Genomic DNA, 22,873 nt, shown 5'->3' on the forward strand with positions numbered 1-22,873 from the left:
AAAAGAAATATGATTAAGAACGACCTATTTTTAAGAGCCCTAAAAGGAGAAACTGTAGAACGCCCACCGGTTTGGATGATGCGTCAGGCAGGAAGATATTTACCGGAATTCCGAGCGCTTCGCGACAAATACGATTTTTTCACCCGTTGCGAAACCCCGGAACTGGCTGCTGAAATTACCGTACAACCAATCCGTATCGTAAAACCGGATGCTGCTATTTTATTTTCCGACATTTTAGTGGTACCCAGAGCGATGGGAATCCATGTGGAACTGAAAGACAATTTAGGTCCGATTATCCCGGATCCGATCCGTACAATGGAACAGGTAAATCAGGTTTTCATTCCAGATATCGAAGAAACTTTAGGTTATGTGATGGATGCCATCAAACTGACCAAAGAAATGCTGAACGACGAAGTGCCGTTAATCGGATTCGCGGGTTCACCTTGGACGATTTTCTGTTATGCCGTGGAAGGAAAAGGTTCTAAAAGTTTTGATACGGCGAAAGGATTCTGTTTTTCAAATCCGGTAGCAGCTCATACTTTATTGCAAAAAATTACCGATACGACTATCTTATATTTAAAGGAAAAAGTAAAAGCAGGTTGTAACGCGATTCAGATTTTCGATTCCTGGGGTGGCATGTTGTCCCCGGCCGATTATCAGGAATTTTCATGGAAGTATATCAACCAAATCGTAGAAGCTTTAGCCGAAGAAACGGAAGTTATCGTATTCGGAAAAGGCTGTTGGTTTGCACTGAATGAAATGTCTAAATCGAAAGCATCTGCCTTAGGTGTGGATTGGACATGTTCGCCAAGAAATGCAAGATATTTAACAGGTGGAAATATTACATTACAAGGTAATTTCGATCCGTCACGATTGTTATCACCAATTCCAACCATCAAGAAAATGGTTCACGAAATGATTGACGAATTCGGAAAAGACAAATACATCGTGAATTTAGGACATGGTATTTTACCGAATATCCCGGTGGATCATGCCAAGGCGTTTGTGGAAGCGGTGAAAGAATATAATCAGTAGGCAGTCGCAGTATTCAGTTAGCAGAAAAATGAAAGAGCAATTCTATCAATACATACAAACCCTACAAGACCAAATCTGCAAAGGTCTGGAAGCCGTTGACGGTCAGGCAAAATTCCGTCAGGACTTATGGGAACGACCGGAAGGCGGTGGCGGAAGAACCCGCGTAATTGAAAACGGAAACGTTTTTGAAAAAGGCGGTGTAAACATTTCAGCCGTTCACGGAGCGTTACCAGTAGCCATGCAGACTTATTTTGGCGTAGGCGAAGTCGACTTTTTTGCCTGCGGACTGAGTTTGGTCATCCACCCGAAAAACCCGATGGTGCCAACCGTTCACGCGAACTGGCGTTATTTCGAAATGTACGATAAGGAAGGAAAAGTCATCAACAGTTGGTTTGGCGGCGGACAGGATTTAACGCCGTACTATCTGTTTGAAGAAGATGCAAAACATTTTCATCAAACCTGTAAAACGGCTTGCGACAAACACAATCCGGAATTCTATCCGAAGTTTAAAAAACAATGCGACGAATATTTCTGGAACGCGCACCGCAACGAAGCAAGAGGAATTGGTGGATTGTTTTTCGATCATTGCAAAGCCACCGAAGCCATGTCGATGGAAAACTGGTTTGCTTTCGTAACGGAAGTCGGCAACAGTTTCCTTCAAGCATATGTCCCGATTGTAGAAAAAAGAAAAGAATTACCATACACACAAGAAAACAGAACGTGGCAGGAAATCCGTCGCGGTCGTTATGTGGAATTCAATTTAGTGCACGATAAAGGCACGCTATTCGGATTAAAAACCAACGGAAGAATTGAATCCATCCTGATGAGCTTACCGCCGCATGTGCAGTGGGTTTACGACCATCATCCGGAAGCGGGAAGTGAGGAGGAAAAATTAATCAACGTATTAGAAAAACCAGTTGACTGGATTTAATTGTCCATCGTCAATTATAAATTATCAATTACCATGTTTCCATTACACAGAGGCAGAAGACTAAGAGTCAACGAATCCATAAGAAGTTTAGTGCGTGAAACCAGTTTAAGTCCGGCCGACTTTATGTTTCCGATGTTCATAGCTGAAGGCGAAAACATAAAAGTGGAAATTCCTTCCATGCCTGGAATCTATCGTCGTTCCATAGATTTGACTGTAGCAGAAGTGAAAGAATTATTCGCTTTAGGCATTCGTGCGGTAAACATTTACGTAAAAGTAAACGATGATTTAAAAGACAACACCGGTAAAGAAGCCTGGAATCCGAACGGACTGATGCAACAAGCCATCAAAGCCATCAAAACGGCCTGCCCGGAAATGATTGTGATGCCGGATGTCGCGTTAGACCCGTATTCCATTTACGGACATGACGGAATTATAAAAAACGGAGATATCGCTAATGATGAAACTGTGGACGCTTTAGTAAAAATGGCCGTTTCCCATGCACAGGCCGGAGCCGATTTCGTGGCACCGAGCGACATGATGGACGGACGTGTGTTGCGTTTGCGTGAAGGTTTGGACGCGGCTGGTTTTCACAATGTGGGAATCATGAGCTATTCGGCGAAATATGCTTCGGCGTTTTACGGACCATTCCGTGATGCGTTGGACAGTGCTCCAAAAGAGGCCGATATTGAAGTTCCGAAAGACAAAAAAACCTACCAGATGGATTATGCCAACCGTATCGAAGCCATCAGAGAAGCGTTAATGGATGTGGAAGAAGGTGCCGACATGGTAATGGTAAAACCGGGAATCGCTTATCTGGACATCGTTCGCGAAGTGAAAAATGCGGTGAATGTTCCGGTGACTGTATTTCATGTATCCGGAGAATACGCCATGATTAAAGCGGCTTCCGAACGAGGCTGGCTGGATCACGACAAAATCATGATGGAACAATTGATGTGCATTAAACGTGCAGGTGCGAGTTTAATCTCAACTTATTTCGCCAAAGAAGCGGCTATTTTATTGAAAAAATAAACACAGACCAGACTTTCAGAAAGTCAGGAATTAGACAATTAGGCGCCAATTAACTTGTGCGCCTTTTTTAATTTTTGTAACTTTATTCATGTCTTTTACTAAGCGAACAGAGGCATATAAAATGAAAAAAACAATCCTCCTAATATCGTTATTGATTACTTTAATTTCCTGCAAAAAGGAAAAGGAAGAAGAAAAAGAACCGTTATACCCTGAAATAAAAAAATCAGCGGAAGAAGTTTCCATGGAATTGGGAAAAGAAATCTTTAACGGAAAGGGCACATGCCATACCTGTCACAAACCCAACGAGAAATTAATAGGCCCTCCTTTAGCCTTAATTGCCAAAACCTACAAGGAGAAAGGAGCCAGCATCCCTGATTTCCTGACCGAGAAAAGCGGCCCTATCGTAGATCCAAAACAATACACGATGATGAAAGCCAACTTCACCATTACCAAAGCGCTTACTGACGAAGAGCGAAAAGCCCTTGAAACCTACATACTGAGTTTTGGTCCATAAAAAACATCGTCCTCTTCGGGGGACATTTTTAGCAGTAAAAATGTAAAGTTTACTTGTCTTTTTGGAAATTATGTTTTACATTTGAATTGATATTAAAATCATTACTCATGAAAACGAACCATTTATTTCCGAATTCCTTCAAGAAAATCAGCGGCGTTCTTTTCGTTCTGTCACTTTTGGGATTATTATTTATCTTCTTTCTGAATGAAGATGAAACAGTACAATTACAAGTAACTATGTTTGCCTTATTCTCGGATGAATCCCTAAAAGGCACTAACTATTTCGTTTGGACGAAAAACAACATCCTGGATGAAATAGTAATGACGGTATTCATCGTTAGCGGACTCCTATTCGCCTTTTCCAAAGAGAAGATCGAAGACGAAATGGTTTCCAAAATCCGATTGGAGAGTTTGGTATGGGCGACTTATGTGAATTATGGCGTCCTGCTGTTCTGCATACTTTTTATTTATGGCCTGCCTTTTCTGAACGTAATGATGTACAACATGTTTACGCTTTTATTGTTTTTCATCATACGTTTTCACTGGATGCTTTACAAAAACAACACAATTTCCGACGATGAAGAATAACGTAAAAGTACAGCGCGCGATTGCCAACCTCACCCAAGCCGAATTGGCCGAAAAAATTGGCGTGAGCCGACAAACCATCAACGCTATTGAAGCCGGAAAATATGTACCTTCCACAGTATTGGCGTTGAAGATGGCAAAACTATTTGAAAAATCGGTTAACGAGATATTTGAATTGGAAGCCACCGACTAATTTGCTACCTTTATCGAATGCAAACCGTCTTTATCAATACGCCGCTAGGAACCGCCAAAATTAAAGGCGATGAAAACGGCGTTTCGGTCATTTCGATTCTTCAGGAAGGTGAAATATCGAAAGTCATTCCGCATGAATTGAAAGATGCCGTGAAACAACTTCAGGAATATTTTGACGGAAAAAGAACCCAATTCACTTTTGCTCTCAACCCGAAAGGCACAGATTTTCAGCAGAAAGTCTGGAAAGCGTTATTGGAAATCCCGTATGGCAAAACCACTTCTTATATGGATTTATCGAAGAAACTGGGTGATGTGAAAGCCATTCGTGCCGTGGCATCCGCCAATGGAAAAAACCCGTTGTGGATTGTTGTGCCGTGCCACAGAGTAATCGACTCCGACGGATCGCTTACCGGTTATGCCGGTGGCTTGTGGCGGAAAAAATGGCTGTTGGAACATGAGAATCCTTCTGCGCAACAGAGCCTGTTTTAGTTCTCAAACACTATATCAATATAAGGCAATATGAAATCAATATCCCCAGGGCCATTTGTAGCATCTGACACATCACTAAATTTAGAGCCTGTGACAGTCATACCATTTAAAGAAATCGGCAAAACACTTATTGTGTTCAGATTATCATAGGATTCTATTAGCCTGCCGCAAACATTATAAGCATCACCATCCCAATTTGTTTGAATACGTCGGATTGAGTAAGAAACATTTGGCAAAAGAGATATTGTAGAAGTCGGGGCCACATAACTTGTTGCTGTCTGTGAAAAAATATGAGTTCCACTATAGAGAACTATATTGGTGTCATTGTTTTCTATCTCAATAATATAAGGTATAGCAGGGTCACTATGAACACTCTGATAACCTATACTACAGATGGTTTTAGAAGAAGAAAGTGTAAAAGAATATTCATGTATCTCGCTATCCATGGTTACCAATTCATGTGATGAGGATGCTACTGCCAGACTACTATACATTTGTTGAAACGTTGTATTACCAACATCACAAACCGGATCGTGATTCACAATTGCATCATCCTGGTCAGAACAACCCAAAAGAAAAAAGAAGAAAAATAAAAACCGTAACCCCTTTACTGTAGTCTTCATAACAAGTATATTTTTAAATTAAAGATGAAAATTGTAAGAGAAGGTTGCGTCAAAATAAATTTCTAATACATTTTATAATTTTTGTTACTTTTATCAATATAACTGAATCAACATGACTTTCCTTAAAAAATTCCTGAAATGGTTTGCAATCATTTTTGCAAGCATTATCATTCTGATGTACATCTTTGATGTAGATTACCTGCTTCGGGCAGTGCGCACCATTTATTTCAGAGGCTATACCACGGCTTTCCTGGATGATTATACCCATTTCCCGAATCGCGAAATCAAGAAAGGAACCGCGCAACCCTGGGCGATTGCAAAAGACTACAATTCGGTTCCCGCTACCGAAGAACTGAATAAAACGCATAAAGAACTGGGCACCGTGGCGTACCTAATCATTAAAGACGACAGCATCTGGCACGAAAGTTATTTTGACGGCTATGGAACAAACTCGAAATCCAATTCGTTTTCGATGGCGAAAAGTGTGATTTCGGCGGCGTTGGGTAAAGCGATTATGGAAGGGAAAATCAAAAGTTTGGACCAAAAAGTGACCGACTTTTTCCCGGAACTGAAAGGCCAATTTGCCAAAGAAGTGACCGTGGGCGATTTGTCGTCGATGGCTTCCGGATTGAACTGGGACGAAAAATATTACAGTCCGCTTTCCATCGTAACCCGCGCCTATTTTGACGACGATTTAAAGAAAGTGATTTTAGGTTTGGACGTGAAAGAAAAACCGGGACAATCCTTCAAATACTTGAGCGGTTCCACGGAATTATTGGCGATGTGCATTGAAAAAGCAACCGGAGAACACGTCTCCGATTATGTTTCCAAGAAATTCTGGCAACCGATGGGTGCGGAAAACGACGCGCTTTGGCAACTTGACCATAATCCGGACGGTATTGAAAAAGCCTATTGCTGTATTGCAAGTAATGCGAGGGATTTTGCGCGTTTCGGAAAACTGTACAAACAAGGTGGAAAATGGAACGGTCAACAACTTTTGGACAGTGCGTTTGTAGCTAAATCGATTACCCCGAGATTTCCTAACAGCCCGCAATACGGTTACGGTTTCTGGCTGCACAACATCAACGGGAAACAACTGTTTTACATGCGCGGGCATTTGGGGCAATTCGTGATTGTGATTCCGAAAGACAATGTGATCATCGTGCGCTTAGGCCATATCAAGGGCTTACAGACCGAAGAAGATCCGCACAGCAACGATTTGTATGTTTATGTAAATGAAGCGTATAAAATGTTGGAAAAAAGAAAATAATTCTTTTATTTGTAGTGATTTTCATATATAAGCCAAATAATCCTAATACAAACCATGCAACATGATTGAGAAAATTAATCTGGAGAACATTCTCTTTTTAGACATCGAAACGGTTCCGGAAGAAGAAAATTTTAACGTCTTAGACGAAACCAAACAGGCGCTTTTCGACGCAAAAACGAAATACCAGCGCAAAGACGATTTTACCGCCGAAGAATTTTACGAACGCGCCGGTATTTGGGCCGAATTCGGAAAAATCATCTGCATTTCGGTAGGTTATTTTACTTTTAAGGGCGACATTCGTCATTTTAGGGTGACTTCCTTTTTTGGTGACGAAGTTAAAATCCTCAAGGATTTCAGCAACCTTTTGAACAACCATTTCAGTCAGCCGCAACATATTTTATGCGGACACAACGCCAAGGAATTCGACTTTCCGTTCATCGCGAGACGCATGATTATCCATCAGATTGCGATTCCGATGAAACTGAACCTGTTCGGTAAAAAACCTTGGGAAGTTCCGCATCTGGACACCATGGAATTGTGGAAATTCGGCGATTACAAAACCTTTACCTCGCTGAAATTATTGACCAACGTACTCGGGATTCCTTCCCCGAAAGACGATATCGACGGCAGCGAAGTGGCGCATACGTTTTATGTGGAGAAAGACATCGACCGTATCATTACGTATTGTGAAAAGGACGTGATTGCGGTAGCGCAGGTGTTGTTGCGATTGCGCAGGGAGGATTTGCTGATTGAGGAGGAAGTTATTCATATTTAGGAGCTCTTTCCCGCTTCCCGATAGCTATCGGGACACTTTATCTTTTTTGCTGTCATGCTCGGTGGAAATATCCGTACAGTAAAAAAGGACGTCGTTCCACCCGAGCGAAGCGAATTGACGAAGTAATCGGGGCTAAGGCATTTGGAAACTTCAGTTTTAATCGTGTTCGTTGCGACCCGAGACCAAAGGTCAAACAGACGAAGTAAAAAACCTTTGCGAACTTTGCGGTTAAATAGTACATTTACAAAAAAACAGATTTTATGGTATTGAGCAGATTTTGGTTGGCAATTTTTATTTCTTCGATTGCCTTTATTGTCATCAGTTTATTTTCCGGAAACAGTTATTCCATCGATTACGCACTGAACGGAAAAAAAGACGAACCGCTACTGATCTCCGAAAAATACCTGAAGGAAGTCCCTGCTTTCATCAAAGACAGCATTGAAAAAGCGCCGGAGAACACCATCGTCATCAATACAATCGAAACCAATCCGGATACGACTTACGTTTACAAGAACCAAACGGTAAAAATCTTCAGCGGCGTACAAAAATCGGATGGTTTACTGCCAACTTGTAAAAGTACATTAGTTGATCTGATTCTCCCGCTAATTGCGTACCTGGCCTTTTTCTGTGGTTTAATGGAACTTTTGATTATCTCGGGTGCTTCCGGAAAATTAGCTAAAGTACTAAGCCCCGTGTTTGTAAAAGTGTTTCCGAGTATTCCGAAAAACCATCCGTCTATTTCTTATATGACTTTAAATTTTGCTGCTAACTTCTTGGGATTGGATTCTGCGGCCACTCCATTTGGGTTAAAAGCCATGGAAAGTTTACAGGAAATCAATCCCGAAAAAGACAAAGCCAGCGATGCCCAAATTATGTTCATGTGTCTGCATGCTTCGGGGCTCACTTTAATTGCCACTTCCATTATTGGTTATCGGGCTGCTGCGGGTGCTACCAACCCAGCCGATGTTATGCTACCTTGTATTATCACTTCATTTATCGGTACGATTGCCGCTTTTCTGATTGTTGGCGTTAAACAAAAAATTAATTTCAAGAGCGCTTCTTTGGTGGCCGTCCTGATGGCATTAATTGCCGGAATCATTGGCTTGCTGATGTATGTAAACCATTTGGATCTAATCGGTAAAAACTATTTCACTTCCAATCTTTCCGCATTAATATTAGTGGGAATTATTGCTTTTACTTTGATTTTTTCCTTCCGAAAGGAAAAGAAGTTTATTGAGTCAAACACCACTGTTTTTGAAGCCTTTGTAACAGGTGCCAATAACGGCGTTAAAACTGGGGTTACTATTTTTCCATATGTTTTGGGAATGTTAGTGGCCATTTCGTTATTCAGAAACAGCGGTTTATTTGAAATTATCAGTAATTGGATCGCGTTTGTTTTCTCCAATATGGGTGTAAGCAAAGAAATCACCGATGCGTTACCGGTGGCATTGCTTCGACCTTTTAGTTCTGCAGGATCAAGAGGATTTTTAATCGATTCGATGAATACTTTTGGAGCCGATTCCTTAACCGGAAGATTAAGCAGTATTTTCCAATGCAGCGCAGAAAGCACGTTTTATGTGATTGCGGTGTACTTTGGTTCGGTTAATATAAAAAATACCCGTTACGCTTTAGGAACAATGCTTTTGGTGGATGTAATTTGTGTGATTACGGCGATTTTCGTGGCTAGTTGGTTTTTTTAATCGTTTCCTGCAAGGTTTTCAAAACCCTATAGGTCCTTACAGTTTTAAGAACGATTCCAAATATGAAGTTAAAAGTTTTAGAAAAGAACAATTATTACCCCTTGGGTGAAATTGTAAAAAAAGTCAATTCAAGAGTTTTTGGTTTAATGAAACAAAACTTCTCGATACGTTGGATTCGCTACTCGAAGTGACGTCTATCGGGAACCATTTCTTAGAAGAAATTCATAAAATCTGTTACTTGAAATAAAGTCAAAGATGAAACAGTTATTCGATTTTTTTATGATCTCAGGTGTATTGCTTGGCATTGTCTTTATAATCGCCACGCAGTGCTCAAAAAACAGAAATGATAAAACCATCATTTATCTTGACTTATTCATTGCTTTTTTACTGCTTAGTAACCTCCAATCGTTTTTATTTGAATCCGTTTTTACTGAAGCTCCCTTCTTTATCCGCAGGTTACTTATTCCTTGGTATGCATTGATTCTTCCTGCTTTTTATACTTTTTTCATGTATTATTTAAAAATTGAAAAAAAGGTACCATCATATATTAAAGCTGCACTTCTCATTTTTACAGTAGAAATCATAATCAGAGTAATGCTATTTACTCATTATTTTCATCAGGAAAACAGTATGTTCATCGGAAAATATAAGCAATTTGAAGAAATTGCAAATACTGCCTTAATGCTATTTATTTTCATAAAAACGTTAGTCGTAATATTTAAATATTCCGATTTATATAGCCCGATTCTCGCTTATGACAATCTGAAATGGATGAAAAACTTTGCTTTTATCAGTGGGATTGTACTCCTTATGTGGATTTGCGCTATTATTTTAAATTTTAACGACCCAATTACTCCTAAAGTATGGATTTATTATCCGGTGCGTATCAGTTCCACCGCTTTATTCTATTGGCTCGCTTATCATGGGTATTATAATTACTCCTTAATGATTGAAAGGATTGCTTTGAGAAAAGAAATTTTAGCCGATGACAAATGCAAAAACAACATTTTGCCAAACAATCATTTTTCGGATGATAAATTTCTGATGATTAAAAAACACATTGAAAAAAACAAACGTTATCGTGATCCTTACTTCAGTTTGGATAAATTATCAACCGAATTAATGATGAGCACTAGCAAATTGTCACAACTAATCAATAAAGAAAGCGGACATAATTTTTCAGATTTCATCAATCATTTACGAGTTGAAAATGCAAAAAAATACCTAACCGACTCTAACTTTTCCAATTATACTATCATTGCCATTGGACTTGAGTGCGGCTTCAATTCCAAATCAGCATTTTACACAGCTTTTAAAAAATTCACCTCTGTTACTCCTTCCGAATACAAATTTCAAAAAGGATTATAGTGCCCTGATTCTTATAATTTGGGCAACCACAGACATTCCGCTTTTGAATCGTTCAGATGAAACCAAAATAAAAAGGAATGATGTTTTGGCATTATTTGAAAACAAAGGGAATTTCGTGTCTTGTCATAATCAAAAAAGTAGTCATCTAACCGAAAAATTTGCTTTGGAATGAACTAAAGCATACCTACAAGGTTTAAAAAACCTAGCAGGAAATCAACAGCAATCCATTCTTCATTCCCTCAATATTCCTTATATTTACGCTCCTAAAATTACTATTATATGGACTTTATATACCAAGACCCGTATCCGATTCAAAAAGACGATACACAATACAGAAAAATCACTTCCGACTACGTTAAAGTGGAACAATTGGGCGACCGTGAAATCTTAATGGTAGACCCAAAAGGTTTGGAATTATTAGCCGAAGAAGCAATGAGCGACGTATCGTTCATGTTGCGTTCTTCGCATTTGCAAAAACTGAGAAACATCATCGAAGACCCCGAAGCGACCGACAACGATCGTTTTGTGGCCTATAACTTATTGCAAAATGCCGTAGTGGCTGTAGATGGGCAATTGCCATCGTGCCAGGATACCGGAACGGCAATCGTAATGGGTAAAAAGGGAGAAAACGTATATACCGGAGCTGATGACGGCGAATGGTTGTCGAAAGGGATTTTCAACACCTATGAAAAAAGAAACCTGCGTTATTCACAGATTGTTCCGATTTCGATGTTTGAAGAAAAGAACTCCGGTTCGAACCTTCCTGCGCAAATCGATATATATGCAAAAAAAGGAAACTCTTATGAATTTCTGTTTTTAGCAAAAGGTGGTGGCTCTGCCAACAAAACTTTCCTGTATCAGAAAACAAAATCATTATTAAACGAAAAATCTCTGGATGAATTCGTTCGCGAGCGCATCATGGATTTGGGAACTTCGGCTTGTCCTCCCTATCACTTGGCGATCGTTATCGGCGGTACTTCTGCGGAAGCGAATTTAGCTGCCGTGAAAAAAGCATCAGCCGGATACTTCGACAATTTACCAACCAGCGGAAACATGGCTGGTCAGGCCTTCCGTGATTTGGAATGGGAAAAACGCGTACAGAAAATTTGTGAAGAAAGCCACATCGGCGCACAGTTTGGCGGAAAATATCTAACGCATGACGTTCGTGTAATCCGTTTACCGCGTCACGCTGCTTCTTGTCCGGTTGGAATGGGGGTTTCCTGTTCGGCTGACAGAAACATCAAAGGAAAAATTACCAAAGACGGTATTTTCGTAGAACAATTGGAAGTGAATCCGAAACAGTTCTTACCGGAAACAGTTCCACATTTGGAAGATCCGGTTGAAATCGACCTGAACCGTCCGATGTCGGAAGTTTTGGCTGAATTATCCAAATACCCAATCAAAACCCGTTTGAAACTGAACGGTACGTTGATCGTGGCACGTGATATCGCTCATGCGAAAATCAAAGAATTATTGGACGCCGGAAAACCAATGCCGGAGTATTTCAAAAACCACCCGATTTATTATGCAGGTCCAGCCAAAACTCCGGAAGGAATGCCTTCGGGAAGTTTCGGACCAACCACTGCCGGACGTATGGACGTGTATGTGGACGAATTCCAGAAACATGGCGGAAGCATGATTATGTTGGCCAAAGGAAACCGCTCAAAAGACGTGATGAATGCGTGCAACAAATACGGCGGATTCTATTTAGGTTCGATTGGTGGCCCTGCCGCAATTTTAGCCAAGGAGAACATTCTTTCCGTAGAAGTGGTGGATTTCGAAGAGTTGGGCATGGAAGCGGTACGTAAAATAACGATTAAAGATTTCCCTGCTTTCATCATTACCGATGATAAAGGGAATGATTTCTTTGAGAATTTGTAATCTTTATTAGAGAGAATAGAATAAAGAGCAAAGAAAATAGAAAAACCCGTCTTCAAATATTGGAGACGGGTTTTTATTTTATATCAAATTTATCGCGATAATAATCTACTTTAAAATCATGAATTGGTTTTTTCGAATCCTTGTATTTATCTTTGTTTTCCAAAAACAATTTCGACTTTGAAAGCCCTATGTTTGAGCTACCGGAAGGAGAATACAATACGGTCAATTTAATCGGTCGGCCAAAAAAAGTATCTTCAACAACTTCCCTCTTTTGTCTTATATCCTGCGTAATTCTCTTCCCTAGGATATTCACGTAAAAAAGACGGAAAGCACCATTTTTCTGAAAACCGCTGGTAAAAAAGATTTCCGTGATATTCGAATTTTTAATATCCGACAAGATTTGCTGGTTTAGTTCCAGCGGAATCAAATCACTGTCAAATGCGGTTGGAGTTGTCCGTTCACATTTCAATATGACATCACTGATGGCAATTTTCTTCTTCTGTAAAAAAGTCAATATCCCTTCCAATGTTAATGGCTGCTGCAAATCGCCCGGAAAGGCTTCACTTAAAATTTTCCAGATACTTGCTACATTCCCATAGAAAAAAGGAAGCGCAAAATCCGCATGATTATGAGGATGAATAGTCCCGACAATAAGTTTTTCACTATCCTTCAAAATCGGATACTTTTCAAGATATTGATGTGTCGTTATCATCCGCAATGAATTCTATTGTTTCAAACAGACCTCCCTACTCAACGTAAAGCACCAATCCTTTCAGATACGCTCCTTCCGGATGGTACATATTTACAGGATGATCCGGACCTTGTGTTAATTTGTGTAACACTCTGATATTTCTTCCGCTTTCAATGGCAGCCGCGGCAACGGTGTTGTAAAACAATACGTCGTCGATAACCTGTGAACAGGAAAACGTAAATAAGATTCCTTTTGGCGCCATGGCTTTCATACCGGCAATATTCAACCGTTTGTAGGCTTGTGTTGCGGTATGTTTGCTTTTGATGCTTTTAGCGAATGCCGGCGGATCCAAAACGATAAGATCGTATTGTTGCGTGTGTTCTTTCATGTAGGTAAACACGTCTGAAGCTACAGCCTCGTGATTGCAGTCGTCGTGGTTCAGTTCCATATTTCTTTCGGCCAAAGCAACTGCTTTTTCTGAAATATCCACGGAGGTTACCAATTCGGCACCCGCACTCATCGCATACACGGAAAATCCTCCGGTGTAGCAGAACGTGTTCAATACTCTTTTCCCTTTGGCATAATGCCCAAGCAATTTTCGGTTATCGCGCTGGTCCAGGAAGAAACCGGTTTTCTGACCTTCCACCCAATTCACGGAAAACATAATGTTGTTCTCTTTAGCAATGATTTCCGGTTTATCCCCAAACAGGAAAAAGTCCCTTCCCGTTTGTGGTAAGGTGCCACTGCTTTTGCAATAGATGGTTTCGCAATAGTCAGCGAAATTTTGTTTTATGGCATCGGCGATTTTCTCAATCTCCTGAAAAATTCCGCTTGAATGGGCCTGTAATACCCAGTTTTTATCGTAATAGTCTATAATCAGCCCCGGAATCCCGTCACCTTCCCCGTGAATCAGACGAAAGGCATTGGTTTCCTCTAACTTCAGTAATTTCATTCGTAGTTCCCAAGCACCTTTTAATCGGTCGGCCCAGAAATTTTCGGTGAATGCTTCGTCTCCGAAAGTCAAAATACGCACCACGATACTACCGCGGTCACTGAAATAACCGGTCGCCAGGTGTTTGTTGTTGGAATCCACCACATCCACCATTTCCCCGTCATTCAATTCCTGACTCACACCATAAACCGCCCCACTGAACACCCAAGGGTGACGGCGTTGCACTGATTTTTCTTTTCCCGGCTTTAATATTACTTTCGGATAACTCATTGTTTTGTATTTTGGTGCAAAGTTAAAAACAAAAAGCATCTTTAGTATATTTTACCAAAGATGCTTTTAAATATATTTTGATTGAATTAATCGATAGCCATTTCAGGAATATCACCCTCAATAATTAATTCGGCCTCTGTAGCTTTGATAATCTCCTCAACGGAAACACCCGGTGCTCTTTCAAGAAGTTTAAATCCTTTTGGTGTCACTTCCAAAACCGCCAATTCGGTTACCACTTTTTTAACGCAGCCCACACCTGTTAACGGAAGCGTACATCTTTTAAGAATTTTCGATTCGCCTGCTTTATTTACATGCATCATAGCCACAATGATATTTTCAGCAGATGCTACCAAGTCCATAGCGCCTCCCATACCTTTTACCATTTTACCCGGTATTTTCCAGTTGGCGATATCACCATTCTCAGAAACTTCCATCGCGCCTAAAATCGTCAAATCTACTTTTTGTGCACGGATCATTCCGAAACTGAACGCTGAATCAAAGAAACTCGCGCCCGGCAATGTTGTGATGGTTTGTTTTCCGGCGTTGATGATATCGGCATCTTCCTCACCTTCAAAAGGGAAAGGCCCCATACCAAGAACCCCGTTTTCACTCTGAAATTCCACAGCGATATCATGACGGACATAATTAGCAACCAAAGTCGGAATTCCGATACCTAAATTAACGAAATAACGGTCCTTAACTTCCTGTGCGATTCTTTTTGCTATTTGATTTTTATCTAAAGCCATGACTATTCTTCTCTTTTACGGGTTGTACGTTGCTCAATTCTCTTTTCAAATTTCTCCCCTTGGAAGATGCGTTGCACCATGATTCCCGGAATGTGTATTTGGTTCGGATCCAAAGTTCCTGCAGGCACCAATTCCTCTACCTCAGCAATTGTAATTTTGGCCGCTCCGGCCATACAACTATTGAAATTTCTGGCGGTTCCTTTGAAAATCAAATTTCCGGCTTCGTCGCCTTTCCATGCCTTAACAATAGAAAAATCGGCTTTGTAGGCCAATTCCATTACGTGCATCTTTCCGTTGAATTCGCGCACTTCTTTTCCTTCGGCCACTTCGGTTCCGTAACCTGCAGGTGTAAAGAAAGCAGGGATCCCTGCTTGTGCTGCACGGCATTTTTCGGCCAAGGTTCCTTGCGGAGTTAATTCCACATCCAATTCGCCGCTTAACATCTGACGTTCGAATTCGGCATTCTCGCCCACATACGAAGAAATCATTTTTTTGATTTGGTGTTTTTGCAACAACAATCCCAATCCGAAATCGTCCACTCCCGCATTGTTTGAAATACAGGTTAATTCTTTTACATCTTTTTTAACCAGCTCGGCAATGCTGTTTTCGGGGATTCCGCAAAGTCCGAAACCACCGAGCATGATGGTTTGCCCGTCTTTTATATCGTGTAATGCTTCCTGAACATTACCTACTTTTTTATTAATCATATGGTGATTGTGTTTGTTTAATTTTGGCCTAAAAGTATAAAAAAAACGCCTTTTTTGAAAGGCGTTTTGTATTTAGAAATCGAATTCTTCGGTTTGTGTATCTTCTTCGACGGCAAGACTGTCGACAACCACTTTTTTAGGCACCCAACAATCCACTTTAACGGAATAATTTTCAGGTTTTTCAAAAGGCTTCTGAGAAATATTCAGACTTTCATCTTCATAACATTTTCTCATGAATATTCCCCAAATCGGCAATGCCATGGTAGCACCCTGTCCCATATTGGTTTGTTCAAAATGGGCGGAACGGTCTTCATTACCAACCCATACACCGGCACACAGATTCGGCACCATACCGATAAACCATCCGTCGGAATTGTTTTGGGATGTTCCCGTTTTTCCGGCAATCGGGTTTCTCAGATTATACGGAACTCCGGTAACTCTGGCTGCTTCGGGTGCACTGCCCCAACGCAAACGGGAACCGGTACCGTATTCGGTAACGCCTTCCATCAGTTTAATCATAGTATAAGCCACGTCCTTACTCATTACGTCTCTTGATTCCGGAACCGGTTCGTATAAAACCACTCCGTTTTTATCTACAATTTTTACAATTACCTGCGGTTTCATGTACACCCCCTGATTGGCAAATGTACTGAAAGCGGCCACCATTTCTTCCACGGTAATATCTACCGCACCTAAAGCGATGGAAGGCTGAACAGGGATTTCCGAACTGACACCTAATTTCTTAGTCATATCCACCACCGCTTCCGGTCCTACTTTATCAATCAGTTTTGCAGAAACCGTATTTATGGAATTCGCTAAAGCAGATTTTAAATTAACCAAACCGCGGTAATTTCCGGTGGAGTTTTTAGGCGTCCAGTCGGCATCAATATTATAACGCCCTTTCGGCATCGTAAACGGAGAATCGACTATCGAATCACAAGGCGACATCTTCAATTGCTCAATCGCTGTGGCATATAGGAATGGTTTAAAAGTAGAACCTACCTGTCGTGCCCCTTGTCCCACGTGATCGTACTGGAAATGCTTGTAATTGATTCCGCCTACCCAAGCCCTAACATGCCCGGATTGCGGTTCCATCGCCATCATTCCCGTCTGAAGGAAATGCTTGTAATATATGATGGAATCACGAGGTGTCAGTAAAGTATCTTTCTCCCCTTTCCAGGTAAATACTTTCATTTTGGTTGGAACATCGAATGATTTTACGATTTTGTTCTCATCAAAACCTTTCTCATTCATGATACGCCAACGCTCTGAATTTTTCATGGAACGCTCCATGATTAACTTTGTTTCATCCGGTGTGATGCCGGTGAAAGGCGCATTCGGATTATCTTTCTGTCTTTTATTAAACTCTTCCTGAAGATTGGCCAAGTGCTCTGCTGCAGCCTCTTCTGCATATTGCTGCATTCTGGAATCGATGGTGGTATAAATTTTCAGTCCGTCACGGTAAATATCATATTCGCCGTCGCCGTCTTTTTTAGGATTGTCTTTCACCCATTTTTTCATAAAATCACGAAGGTATTCTCTGAAATAGGTAGCACTTCCTTCGATGTGACTTTCCGGTGTGAATTTCAACACGATCGGTTTCGCCTGGAAGAATTCTTTTCGTTCTTTGGTCAGGAACTTGTTTTTTTCCATCTGATGCAACACCACGTTACGGCGGTCGGTTACTTTCTGTAAGCGGCGTAACGGATTGAACAACGAAGGGTTTTTCAACATTCCCACAAACATGGCCGCTTCATCAACGGTCAGGTCTTTCGGTTCTTTACCGAAATACACTTTGGATGCCGAACGGATTCCCACAGCGGTATTTACAAAATCCACGGTATTTAAATAATGGGCAATGATTTCCTGTTTGGTATATTGTCTCTCCAGTTTAGTAGCGATAATCCACTCTTTTGCTTTCTGGACAATTCGGAACAAAATAAATTTGGAACCTTCACCATGGAATAGATTTTTGGCTAACTGTTGGGTCAAGGTACTCGCACCACCACTTCTGCCCAGGCTCAACATGGCACGAAGGGTTCCTTTACTGTCGATGCCGGAATGTTCGTAAAAACGCTCGTCTTCGGTTGCCACCAAGGCTTTCACCAAATGATCCGGAAGTTCCGCATATTTTACCGGCGTTCTGTTCTCCAGATAAAATTTACCGATGGTTACCCCATCGGAAGAGATGATTTCCGTAGCCACGTTGGAATTCGGATTTTCCAGTTCGTCGAATGACGGCATCGATCCGAAAAGTCCCCATGAAGCGAAGAGGAAGAATAAAATAACACCTCCGAAACAGTAAAAGAACAGTTTCCAGAATTTTTTAACGTAAGGAGAAAAATCCTCTTTTTTATTATTGATTTGAGCCATTATTAATTCGTTTTTTCAATTCTGAAACCTACTTCCGAAACACCTTGCAATTGTTCCACTCCGGGCACTTTTCCACTCTCGCGGACTGCCTGTTGAATGCTAACCACATACTTACCCGTTTTTGGAAATTTCGTATTTTCCTTATACCAGAGTTTGCTTTCTTTCACATCGGAAAACCCTTCACCCATCAATGTACCGTCCGGATTGGCCATCTGATATTCGAGTGTATCCACTTTGGTAACACCATCCGGTTGCAGCATGGAAACAATCAGAAACAGGTTATTATAAGGATAATCGTTGTTATTTCTGATGTTTACGAACATATTGTAATCCTGAATCGTGTCCTTTTGTTCAAAGCTAAACGTCACTTTTTGCTTTTTGTGCCAGGAACCGTCAATTTCGCGGTATTCATCAAAAACCCTTTTTTTGTCACAGGAAAAAAACAAGAGTGACAAGGCAAATCCAAAAATTAAAAATTTATTGTTTTGAATCATTTTTATCGTTCGATGGTTTGTTTCTATTTGGTTTCGGTCTTCGGTTTTTGTTTCGGTTTTGTCCTTCGGGATTGGTTTTCTTTTGTCCGCTTTGTCCCTCGGGATTGGTCTTGCTTTGTCCCTCGGGTGCAGGACGATTTGGTCTGTTCTGTCCTTCAGGTGTGTTTTTATTTCGGCCGTCGGGTGCAGGGCGATTTTGTCTGCTTTGTCCCTCAGGAGCAATCCTGTTTTGTCGTTCCGGAGCGCCTTTAGGTTTTTCAGCATCAGCGGTAGTGGTCGGACGTTTTTTATTCGGACGTTTTTTCTTTTTAGGCTGATCGAAACGGGTCAAACTGTCTTGTCCTACGGCATTCTGGAAGTTTTTCTCTTCCTCCACAACAGTCTCCATCGCATAATCCTCAACCGCGGAAACACGTGTCTTCTCTTTGTTTAACGCCACAATTTCTTTTACCTGATCAACCTTCAAAACGTGCCATTGGGCAAAATTATTGGTGTAAGCGAACCACATCAATCCTTTAAAAATGTCGATTTTCTGACAAACCGCATCCCCTTTTTCGGTATATAATTTCGTTTCCATATCCGGAAAACCTTTTAGAGCATCCAGATACGTATCCAATTCATAATTTAAACAACATTTCAATTTACCGCACTGTCCGGCCAATTTTTGCGGATTCAGTGACAATTGCTGGTAACGCGCCGCCGAGGTATTCACGCTTCGGAAGTCGGTCAGCCAGGTGGAACAGCACAATTCGCGACCACAAGAACCGATTCCGCCCAAACGGGAAGCCTCCTGACGGAAACCTACCTGCTTCATCTCGATTCGGGTACTGAATTCCTTGGCAAAATCCTTGATTAACTGACGGAAATCGACACGGTCGTTTGCCGTATAATAGAACGTCGCCTTAGAGCCGTCGCCCTGGAATTCGATGTCGGAAATTTTCATTTCCAGTTTTAACGCGATTGCGATTTCACGCGCACGCACCTTCATCGGTTCTTCCTTATCACGGGCATCACTCCAGATATCGATATCTTTTTGGGAGGCTTTCCTGTAGATTTTCGGCACTTCACCTTCGTGATTCATACCTTTTTTCTTCATTTGAACCTTTACCAATTCCCCGGTCAGGGTAACGATTCCCACATCATGTCCCGGAGAAGCCTCCGTAGCAACGATATCACCGATACTCAGGGTTGCTTTTTCGGCATTGCGGTAAAACTCTTTTCGTCCGTTTTTAAAACGAACCTCAACACAATCAAAAGGTTCCTGACCGCCCGGAAGCGTCATGTTGGAAAGCCAATCGAAAACGGTTAATTTGTTGCAGCTATCGGTGCCGCAAGTCCCATTATTTTTACACCCCTTTGGCGCGCCGCCATCGGAAGTTGAACAACTGTTACATGCCATAATTTGAATATATATATTGATCGTCCGCCATTAGCTGAACTACTTATTCGTAAATAGATTTTGTGTGTAAAGATAGTGTTTTTTTGTTTTGTGATCAGAGGGTTTAACTTTATAGACAAACGCATCTTATTTCAGGAAATTATACCGTTTTGCTTTTAAAGAAGGAATGGAAATCTCAAAATGCAAAACAATGCGTCACACAACAAAACACAATCATTTGATTTACACTTGATTACATCATTTTTCAATATTAAACAAATTTCATAATCACAATCAAGTACATTTTTAACAAGTATGGGAAGGTTTTTATTGTTAATTTCTTTATATTTGATAGTCAGATGATTAATACAGTTTCACTTGTATTTTTTATTCTGACCTCCCCAAAGCTGTTCGTTATTAATATTCCGTTTTTAAATAAATTAAAAAATTGATAACCGATACGCATCTAAGAAGTTTAAGATTTAATTTTCTGCTACTCATAGTCGCCTGCTCTTCTATTGCTGTATGTCATGGTCAGAACGACAGCCTGACGAATGTCAGAAGCATAAAATTAGAGGAGGCGCTTCAACTGGGAATTCTGAACAACCGACAGCTCAAAATGGCTACTACCGATGTTGCCATTGCCAACGAAAATGTAAGCCAGGCCAAAACAGCCAAAACACCCTGGATCGGTTTAAATATGGACTACAATCACATAGGCAATCCGAAAGTTTACGAGGGTTTCTATGAGCGAAGTGTTACGGTGGATTATCTTGACTATCAGGGGTCCGCAGGTATTCTGGCCACCATGCCCGTCTACACCGGAAACCTCATCAACAACAGGATAAACAAACAGGAATTACTGAGCGAGTTACAGGAAGCGGCAGTTAAAATGACCGAGGCAGAAGTGAAGCTTACCATTGTACAGCAATACTTCACACTCGAAAAACTCTACCGGCAGATCGAAGTCACAAAACAAAATATAATAAACACCAATTTACGAATCAAACAGCTTCAGTCAAGAGTTGCCAACGGACAAAACCTGAAAAGCGACCTGTTGCGGACGGAATTACAACAATCCCGGTTTGAGGTTTCCGTATTTGAGGACACCAACAACATCAAATTAGTCAGCAATTTCCTTGACATTCTTATAGGACTCCCAACCGATACCGTGCTGAAACCCGAACTGGCAGAAACCGCGATTCCGGTGGAAGAAATGAGTTTAAAAGAATGTTTATCAGAAGCCTATCAGAACCGGTATGAAATCAAGCGATCGGAACTTCAGGTGAAATTGTCTGAATCCAACCTGAGCATTACAAAAAGCGGTTACCTGCCCAATCTGTATGCCGGAGCATCATTGAATTCGCAGTACCCGGCCCAATGGCCCAATTATCCGAATATTGTCAATTTCTGGACGGTCGGCCTTTCCCTGAACTGGGAAATTTCCAGTTTTTACAACCTGAAACATCAGGCGAACAGTGATAAGTTGGACATCGAGAAAAGCAACATCGCTTTAGAAGCAACCAAAGACCAGATAGACAAAGAGGTGAAAACCGTTTATGTGAAATATATTGAAAGCCAAAGAAACATAACAACGTATAAAAAAGACGTGGAGTTATCATTAAGCAACTATAAAATCGTAAAGAGTAGGTATGACAATGATTTTGCGCTGATCAGTGATATGGTCGATGCCGAATTACAGGTAAACGAAGCCAGAATCTCCCTAGTCAATGCCAATCTGGATCTGATTATTCAATATTTCACCCTACAGTATGCGATGGGGAAACTTTAAACCGAAAGGCTATGGGCGAGGAAAGTGCAAACAAAGAGGCAATTCAAAAAACAGAAAAAAAGAGAAACACCCTTCTGACGGTTCTCTCGTTTATTTTTTTGCTGGGAGGCGTTTTTTGGATTTTGAGTTTATTTTTTGATTTCAGCAAGTATGAAACCACCAACAATGCGCAAGTGGAATCCTATATCAACACTATCGCAGCGAGGGCGAACGGACATATAAAAGAAATCCGGTTCGAAGCACACCAGCGGGTACAAAAAGGAGACACGCTGGTGATTCTGGATGATGAGGAATACCGCATCAAAGTAAAACAGGCCGAAGCGGATTTGGCCATAGCCGAAGGAAATCTGCATTCTTTGGAACAAAACATAACCACGTCGGTGTCCAACCAGGCTGCTTCCAAAGAAAAATTAGCCGGCGATTTAGCCGAACTTGAAAAAGCCAGAAAAGACTACCAACGCTTTCAAAAAATGTTTGCCGACTCGGCTGTAACCCGCAATCAATACGATCAGGTATTGGCGAAAATGAAATCTGCGGAAGCCTATCTGAAAGCGGGCGAAAATGAATTACTGGCCAGTGGCTCCATCACCCAACAAAGCAAAACCAACCTGGAAGCCGCCAGAGCAACGGTGGCCAGAAAGCAAGCCGATCTGGATGCGGCAAAACTACAATTATCCTATACCATAATAACCGCTCCAATCGATGGTTTTGTGGGGGAACGGGAACTTTCCGTTGGCGATCTTGTGAATGCGAATCAGACTGTAGCTTCCATTGTTTTAAAACACAAAATATGGGTGATTGCCAATTTCAAGGAAACTCAGGTGGAACGGATTAAAGTGGGACAAGCCGTGACGATTTCGATTGATGCACTTGATGACAAGGAATTTAAAGGCAAAGTCGTTGGTTTTTCGCCGGCAACCGGAGCCAAATTTTCGATGGTGGAACCGGATAATTCCACGGGAAATTTTGTAAAAATCACCCAACGGATTCCGGTAAAAATTGAATTCGAAGCCACAGCAGAAGAACTGCAACCCGTAAAACCCGGTATGAACGTAACGGTAGAAGTAAAAAAATAAGTC

The 22,873-nt window shown here is 41.2% G+C and carries 22 protein-coding genes; 14 read left to right on the forward strand and 8 right to left on the reverse strand.

Annotated elements, in window-relative coordinates; translation table 11 throughout:
* Nucleotides 1-9: 9 nt before the first annotated feature.
* From hemE to FLJC2902T_RS01915, 7 genes are all read left to right on the forward strand, one after another.
* The gene (hemE, locus tag FLJC2902T_RS01885; RefSeq protein WP_023578093.1) at nucleotides 10-1,035 is read left to right on the forward strand and encodes a uroporphyrinogen decarboxylase; all 1,026 of its coding nucleotides are present in this window, start codon (nucleotides 10-12) and stop codon (nucleotides 1,033-1,035) included.
* A gap of 28 nt (nucleotides 1,036-1,063) precedes the next feature.
* Nucleotides 1,064-1,966, forward strand: coding sequence for an oxygen-dependent coproporphyrinogen oxidase (gene hemF / locus FLJC2902T_RS01890; RefSeq protein ID WP_023578094.1), 903 nt, complete (start codon nucleotides 1,064-1,066; stop codon nucleotides 1,964-1,966).
* A 33-nt stretch (nucleotides 1,967-1,999) separates the two neighbouring features.
* The gene (gene hemB, locus FLJC2902T_RS01895; protein WP_035676683.1) at nucleotides 2,000-2,995 is read left to right on the forward strand and encodes a porphobilinogen synthase; all 996 of its coding nucleotides are present in this window, start codon (nucleotides 2,000-2,002) and stop codon (nucleotides 2,993-2,995) included.
* 121 nt (nucleotides 2,996-3,116) lie between these two features.
* Complete coding sequence (locus tag FLJC2902T_RS01900; RefSeq protein WP_035676855.1) at nucleotides 3,117-3,509, forward strand: c-type cytochrome; 393 nt, start codon at nucleotides 3,117-3,119, stop codon at nucleotides 3,507-3,509.
* Between the two features lie 107 nt (nucleotides 3,510-3,616).
* Complete coding sequence (locus FLJC2902T_RS01905) at nucleotides 3,617-4,096, forward strand: hypothetical protein (protein ID WP_035676684.1); 480 nt, start codon at nucleotides 3,617-3,619, stop codon at nucleotides 4,094-4,096.
* Nucleotides 4,086-4,286 carry a helix-turn-helix transcriptional regulator gene (locus FLJC2902T_RS01910; protein WP_023578097.1) on the forward strand — a complete coding sequence of 67 codons (201 nt, stop codon included), beginning with the start codon at nucleotides 4,086-4,088 and terminating at the stop codon, nucleotides 4,284-4,286. Before FLJC2902T_RS01905 ends, FLJC2902T_RS01910 begins: the two co-directional genes overlap by 11 nt.
* Before the next feature lie 17 nt (nucleotides 4,287-4,303).
* A complete protein-coding gene (locus FLJC2902T_RS01915; RefSeq protein ID WP_023578098.1) occupies nucleotides 4,304-4,774 on the forward strand; it encodes a methylated-DNA--[protein]-cysteine S-methyltransferase in 471 nt (156 codons plus the stop codon).
* On the opposite strand, the gene FLJC2902T_RS01920 is transcribed toward FLJC2902T_RS01915, so the two are convergent.
* Nucleotides 4,771-5,397 carry a hypothetical protein gene (locus FLJC2902T_RS01920; protein WP_023578099.1) on the reverse strand — a complete coding sequence of 209 codons (627 nt, stop codon included), beginning with the start codon at nucleotides 5,395-5,397 and terminating at the stop codon, nucleotides 4,771-4,773. The genes FLJC2902T_RS01915 and FLJC2902T_RS01920 overlap by 4 nt on opposite strands.
* 112 nt (nucleotides 5,398-5,509) lie before the next feature.
* Here FLJC2902T_RS01920 and FLJC2902T_RS01925 point away from each other — a divergent pair, with 112 nt between their 5' ends.
* The 5 genes from FLJC2902T_RS01925 to FLJC2902T_RS01945 all read left to right on the forward strand — a co-directional run bounded on the left by FLJC2902T_RS01925 (nucleotide 5,510) and on the right by FLJC2902T_RS01945 (nucleotide 12,391).
* Complete coding sequence (locus FLJC2902T_RS01925) at nucleotides 5,510-6,667, forward strand: serine hydrolase domain-containing protein (RefSeq protein ID WP_023578100.1); 1,158 nt, start codon at nucleotides 5,510-5,512, stop codon at nucleotides 6,665-6,667.
* 61 nt (nucleotides 6,668-6,728) lie between these two features.
* On the forward strand, nucleotides 6,729-7,442 hold the full coding sequence (locus FLJC2902T_RS01930; RefSeq protein ID WP_023578101.1) for a 3'-5' exonuclease: 714 nt from the start codon (nucleotides 6,729-6,731) through the stop codon (nucleotides 7,440-7,442).
* Between the two features lie 260 nt (nucleotides 7,443-7,702).
* Entirely contained in the window at nucleotides 7,703-9,142 is a 1,440-nt protein-coding gene (locus FLJC2902T_RS01935; protein ID WP_023578102.1) for a nucleoside recognition domain-containing protein, read from the forward strand.
* 255 nt (nucleotides 9,143-9,397) lie between these two features.
* Nucleotides 9,398-10,510 carry a helix-turn-helix domain-containing protein gene (locus FLJC2902T_RS15680; protein ID WP_023578104.1) on the forward strand — a complete coding sequence of 371 codons (1,113 nt, stop codon included), beginning with the start codon at nucleotides 9,398-9,400 and terminating at the stop codon, nucleotides 10,508-10,510.
* 279 nt (nucleotides 10,511-10,789) lie between these two features.
* Entirely contained in the window at nucleotides 10,790-12,391 is a 1,602-nt protein-coding gene (locus tag FLJC2902T_RS01945) for a fumarate hydratase (RefSeq protein WP_023578106.1), read from the forward strand.
* A gap of 73 nt (nucleotides 12,392-12,464) precedes the next feature.
* On the opposite strand, the gene FLJC2902T_RS01950 is transcribed toward FLJC2902T_RS01945, so the two are convergent.
* The 7 genes from FLJC2902T_RS01950 to ricT all read right to left on the reverse strand — a co-directional run bounded on the left by FLJC2902T_RS01950 (nucleotide 12,465) and on the right by ricT (nucleotide 20,023).
* Complete coding sequence (locus tag FLJC2902T_RS01950; protein WP_023578107.1) at nucleotides 12,465-13,103, reverse strand: uracil-DNA glycosylase family protein; 639 nt, start codon at nucleotides 13,101-13,103, stop codon at nucleotides 12,465-12,467.
* Between the two features lie 34 nt (nucleotides 13,104-13,137).
* Nucleotides 13,138-14,304 carry a class I SAM-dependent rRNA methyltransferase gene (locus FLJC2902T_RS01955; RefSeq protein ID WP_035676860.1) on the reverse strand — a complete coding sequence of 389 codons (1,167 nt, stop codon included), beginning with the start codon at nucleotides 14,302-14,304 and terminating at the stop codon, nucleotides 13,138-13,140.
* Nucleotides 14,305-14,390: 86 nt separating this feature from the next.
* A complete protein-coding gene (locus tag FLJC2902T_RS01960) occupies nucleotides 14,391-15,050 on the reverse strand; it encodes a 3-oxoacid CoA-transferase subunit B (RefSeq protein WP_023578109.1) in 660 nt (219 codons plus the stop codon).
* 2 nt (nucleotides 15,051-15,052) lie between these two features.
* Nucleotides 15,053-15,757 (reverse strand): CoA transferase subunit A, encoded by a 705-nt coding sequence (locus FLJC2902T_RS01965; RefSeq protein ID WP_023578110.1) that lies wholly within the window; start codon nucleotides 15,755-15,757, stop codon nucleotides 15,053-15,055.
* A gap of 72 nt (nucleotides 15,758-15,829) precedes the next feature.
* Nucleotides 15,830-18,130: a transglycosylase domain-containing protein gene (locus FLJC2902T_RS01970; protein WP_023578111.1), complete on the reverse strand. Its 2,301-nt coding sequence runs from the start codon at nucleotides 18,128-18,130 to the stop codon at nucleotides 15,830-15,832.
* Nucleotides 18,131-18,132: 2 nt separating this feature from the next.
* Nucleotides 18,133-18,624, reverse strand: coding sequence for a gliding motility lipoprotein GldH (locus tag FLJC2902T_RS01975; protein WP_035676687.1), 492 nt, complete (start codon nucleotides 18,622-18,624; stop codon nucleotides 18,133-18,135).
* Nucleotides 18,608-20,023 (reverse strand): regulatory iron-sulfur-containing complex subunit RicT, encoded by a 1,416-nt coding sequence (ricT, locus tag FLJC2902T_RS01980; RefSeq protein WP_023578112.1) that lies wholly within the window; start codon nucleotides 20,021-20,023, stop codon nucleotides 18,608-18,610. The genes FLJC2902T_RS01975 and ricT overlap by 17 nt, the downstream gene beginning before the upstream one ends.
* Before the next feature lie 427 nt (nucleotides 20,024-20,450).
* Between ricT and FLJC2902T_RS01985 the strand changes: the two genes are divergently transcribed.
* Nucleotides 20,451-21,794, forward strand: a complete 1,344-nt coding sequence (locus FLJC2902T_RS01985) for a TolC family protein (RefSeq protein ID WP_081712522.1) — start codon at nucleotides 20,451-20,453, stop codon at nucleotides 21,792-21,794.
* Between the two features lie 11 nt (nucleotides 21,795-21,805).
* A complete protein-coding gene (locus FLJC2902T_RS01990) occupies nucleotides 21,806-22,870 on the forward strand; it encodes an HlyD family secretion protein (RefSeq protein ID WP_023578114.1) in 1,065 nt (354 codons plus the stop codon).
* The last annotated feature ends 3 nt before the right edge of the window (nucleotides 22,871-22,873 follow it).

This window comes from Flavobacterium limnosediminis JC2902 (assembly GCF_000498535.1).
GTDB lineage: Bacteria > Bacteroidota > Bacteroidia > Flavobacteriales > Flavobacteriaceae > Flavobacterium > Flavobacterium limnosediminis.

Coding starts and splice junctions, on each gene's coding strand:
- FLJC2902T_RS01970 (WP_023578111.1), bottom strand. CDS start 18,130: ATGGCTCAAATCAATAATAAAAAAGAGGATTTTTCTCCTTACGTTAAA.
- FLJC2902T_RS01990 (WP_023578114.1), top strand. CDS start 21,806: ATGGGCGAGGAAAGTGCAAACAAAGAGGCAATTCAAAAAACAGAAAAA.
- FLJC2902T_RS01920 (WP_023578099.1), bottom strand. CDS start 5,397: ATGAAGACTACAGTAAAGGGGTTACGGTTTTTATTTTTCTTCTTTTTT.
- FLJC2902T_RS01935 (WP_023578102.1), top strand. CDS start 7,703: ATGGTATTGAGCAGATTTTGGTTGGCAATTTTTATTTCTTCGATTGCC.
- FLJC2902T_RS01915 (WP_023578098.1), top strand. CDS start 4,304: ATGCAAACCGTCTTTATCAATACGCCGCTAGGAACCGCCAAAATTAAA.
- FLJC2902T_RS01950 (WP_023578107.1), bottom strand. CDS start 13,103: ATGATAACGACACATCAATATCTTGAAAAGTATCCGATTTTGAAGGAT.
- hemE (WP_023578093.1), top strand. CDS start 10: ATGATTAAGAACGACCTATTTTTAAGAGCCCTAAAAGGAGAAACTGTA.
- FLJC2902T_RS01945 (WP_023578106.1), top strand. CDS start 10,790: ATGGACTTTATATACCAAGACCCGTATCCGATTCAAAAAGACGATACA.
- FLJC2902T_RS01900 (WP_035676855.1), top strand. CDS start 3,117: ATGAAAAAAACAATCCTCCTAATATCGTTATTGATTACTTTAATTTCC.
- hemF (WP_023578094.1), top strand. CDS start 1,064: ATGAAAGAGCAATTCTATCAATACATACAAACCCTACAAGACCAAATC.
- FLJC2902T_RS01905 (WP_035676684.1), top strand. CDS start 3,617: ATGAAAACGAACCATTTATTTCCGAATTCCTTCAAGAAAATCAGCGGC.
- ricT (WP_023578112.1), bottom strand. CDS start 20,023: ATGGCATGTAACAGTTGTTCAACTTCCGATGGCGGCGCGCCAAAGGGG.
- FLJC2902T_RS01960 (WP_023578109.1), bottom strand. CDS start 15,050: ATGGCTTTAGATAAAAATCAAATAGCAAAAAGAATCGCACAGGAAGTT.
- FLJC2902T_RS01955 (WP_035676860.1), bottom strand. CDS start 14,304: ATGAGTTATCCGAAAGTAATATTAAAGCCGGGAAAAGAAAAATCAGTG.
- FLJC2902T_RS01910 (WP_023578097.1), top strand. CDS start 4,086: ATGAAGAATAACGTAAAAGTACAGCGCGCGATTGCCAACCTCACCCAA.
- FLJC2902T_RS01930 (WP_023578101.1), top strand. CDS start 6,729: ATGATTGAGAAAATTAATCTGGAGAACATTCTCTTTTTAGACATCGAA.
- FLJC2902T_RS01925 (WP_023578100.1), top strand. CDS start 5,510: ATGACTTTCCTTAAAAAATTCCTGAAATGGTTTGCAATCATTTTTGCA.
- FLJC2902T_RS01965 (WP_023578110.1), bottom strand. CDS start 15,757: ATGATTAATAAAAAAGTAGGTAATGTTCAGGAAGCATTACACGATATA.
- FLJC2902T_RS15680 (WP_023578104.1), top strand. CDS start 9,398: ATGAAACAGTTATTCGATTTTTTTATGATCTCAGGTGTATTGCTTGGC.
- hemB (WP_035676683.1), top strand. CDS start 2,000: ATGTTTCCATTACACAGAGGCAGAAGACTAAGAGTCAACGAATCCATA.
- FLJC2902T_RS01975 (WP_035676687.1), bottom strand. CDS start 18,624: ATGATTCAAAACAATAAATTTTTAATTTTTGGATTTGCCTTGTCACTC.